This window comes from Microbacterium sp., assembly GCF_049661145.1.
Taxonomy (GTDB): Bacteria; Actinomycetota; Actinomycetes; order Actinomycetales; family Microbacteriaceae; genus Microbacterium.
Genome location: NZ_JBASZT010000033.1, coordinates 1 through 2609 on the forward strand (window position 1 = coordinate 1; position 2609 = coordinate 2609).

The window sequence follows — 2609 nt, forward strand, 5'->3', positions numbered from 1 at the left end:
GCCCTGCGCGTCGCGGACGGTGAAGGTCGCGGCGCACCGCGCTCCGGGCGCATCGGGCGTCCAACTCGCCGTCACCGCCGTCGGCGACGCGACGGTGAAGGTCACGCCGGTGCACGCCCCGGCCGGCGCGACCCCGACGACCTCGAGCGGTGTCCCCGGCAGCGGGTTGACCTCTCCGGGCGCGCCGACGACCTCGATCGTGCACGAACTGCCCGAGGCCTGGCTGCACTGCTGCTGCGCCGAGCCCCCCTGCGGCAGCGTCGAAGGCGCCGCCGCCACGCGCAGTGCGATGCGGGCGGGCGTGACACCGGGGTGGCTCGTGACCTCGACGACGACGCCCTCGACGACGCCGGGCGACGCATCGTCGTGACCGCGCACGGTGAGCCGGGCGCCGTCGAGGACGACGTCGAAGGATGCCGCGGCATCCGCGATCCGGTACTCGATCGCCTCCTGGCGCCCCTGCCAGGCGGTCATCGCGGCGAGATCGAACACGTGCGTCTGTCCTGGCGCGACGTCGAGGGAGGCCGGCACGAGCGTCGGGTGCGGGTCGGTCGGGGTGACGACGACCGGAACCGACAGCACCGTCCAGCCGTCCTGCCCCACCAGCCGCACCGGCACGAGGCAGGCATCGGTCCAGGGCGCATCGGCGCCGGCGTCGTAGCGGACGGTCGTCCCGGAGACGAACGTGCACGTCGCGGATGTTCTCGCGCCCGCCGCCCGCACCTCGGGTCCGAGTTCGAGCGTCGCGTTTCGAGGGATCGCGACGAGCGTGGCGAGATCGGCTTCCGCTTGTTCGCCCTCCGCCACGGTCAGCGGGTCGGTGCCGGGGCGCAGCGAGAGCGCGACCTGCGATGCCGCCGGGACCCGCAGGAACGCGTACGTCGTCACGGGTCCGGTGGGAGTCTCGCCCGTCACCGAGAACGGGATCAGCCGTGCCGCGTCATCGACCTCGCCGCGCAGCCGCGAGCCGTCGACGACGATCCCCTCGGGCCGACCCCACAACCCGACGGCGAGTTCGTCGGCGTCCCCGCCCGACCAGAGCACGTTGTCGCCCAGCACGTCGATGCCCGCGGCGAGATCCTCCCGGTTCTCGAGCGTCAGCACGGTGTCGGCGACGACCGGGTAGTCGGGCACGCGCTGCGCGACGACTTTGACGACGACCAGCCCCCGCGCGGTGTTTCCCGACGACGACTCGACGTCGTAGAGGAACGACATCACGCCGGGTTCGGTGCCCGCCTCGATCGTGACGGTGTCATCGGTGATCGAGACGATGCGGTCCAGCAACCGCGCGAACTCGGGCGGACGGCCGCCGTCAGGCGTCGGCCCTGGTGCCGGCTCGGGCACGTCGGGGCGGACCGCGACGAGGCTCAGCCGCCCCTCCATGGGATCGACGTCGTTCGCGAGCGGATGCACCCGGATGATGCTGTCGGCGCCGGCTTGCACGTGGACGTAGTCGGTGTGGGCGATGGGGGCGGGATCGGCGCCACCGGCCCGGACGCCGATGCGCACGGTGCCGACGCCCGTCGCGCCGAAGGGGTCGACGACGCGATAGGTGAATGCGTCCTGTCCGTTCGTGCCGGCGAGGCTCGTGTAGACGATGGCCGTGCCGTCGGCCGAGATGACGGCCGAGCCATGGGTGGGCTGCGTCATGATGCGGTCGAGCCGGACGACGTCGCCGTCGGAGTCCATGCCGAATCCGTCGAAGGGGATCGTGGTCGACAGGCCGCTCAGCACCCGCCCCGACAGCTGCTCCGGCAGCGGCGCGCGGTTGGCGTCGTCGGCCACGACCCGCACCTGGACCCTCGCGGCGTCACCGAGCGCCGGCGCGCCGGTCGTGAACGCGCGGTAGCCGATCGTGTACTGCCCGGGCTGTTCGGGTGCGAGGTAGCGCACGAGATCGCCGGAGGCGAACGCCAGCGCCACAGACGACGATGAGTCGATCGACTCAGGGTCCAGGCGCGGGCGCGAACCTGCGGCGGCGACGTCGTTGGCCAGCACGGGGATATCCACCTGCGCGCCGGCGCGGACCACAACACTGTCGTCGACGGCGATCGGCGCCACCTCGGACGCGGACGGCAGCAGGAACACGGTCGCCTCACCCACGACCTGCGATCCTTCATCGTCGGTGCCGTCCGAGACCCGGTAGGTGACCGTGCCGAGCAGACCCGACTGCCCGGAATCGGTGGATCCCGACACCCGCAACTGACCCTGCCCCACGGAATCGGCCATCAGCGAGGCATCGGACGCCGCGTGCGTCACGACGTCGCTGAGCAGAAGCACGCGACCGGTCGGGTTCGACACGGCGGCGATGACATCGACGGTCGCGTCGGCCTGTGGCCGGACGAAGGCGACCGTCGGCGCGGTGGAGAGGTCTGCCGGCGCATCGTCGTCGAGGACGGTGATGCGCGCGGTGCCGGTCGCCTCATGCCCGCCGCCGGAGACGGTGACGGCGACGCGGTAGGCGCCCGATTCGGGCGCCGAGAAGTCGAACTGCGTCGAGCCGCCCACCACCGTCGCGGTCGCGTTGGCGTCGTCGAGCACGCGGGCCGCCGTGAGGGCGAGGTCGCCCGCGGTGCCGGTCACGTGCGGCGCGACGTCGAGCGTGAGGC

General features: G+C 72.7%; 1 protein-coding gene. It reads right to left on the minus strand.

Features of this window, described 5'->3' with window-relative positions; all coding sequences use genetic code 11:
- Positions 1-2583, minus strand: a 2583-nt coding sequence (locus tag WBP48_RS01465) for an Ig-like domain-containing protein (protein ID WP_424435005.1), incomplete at its 3' end; no start/stop codon positions are given.
- Positions 2584-2609: the final 26 nt, after the last annotated feature.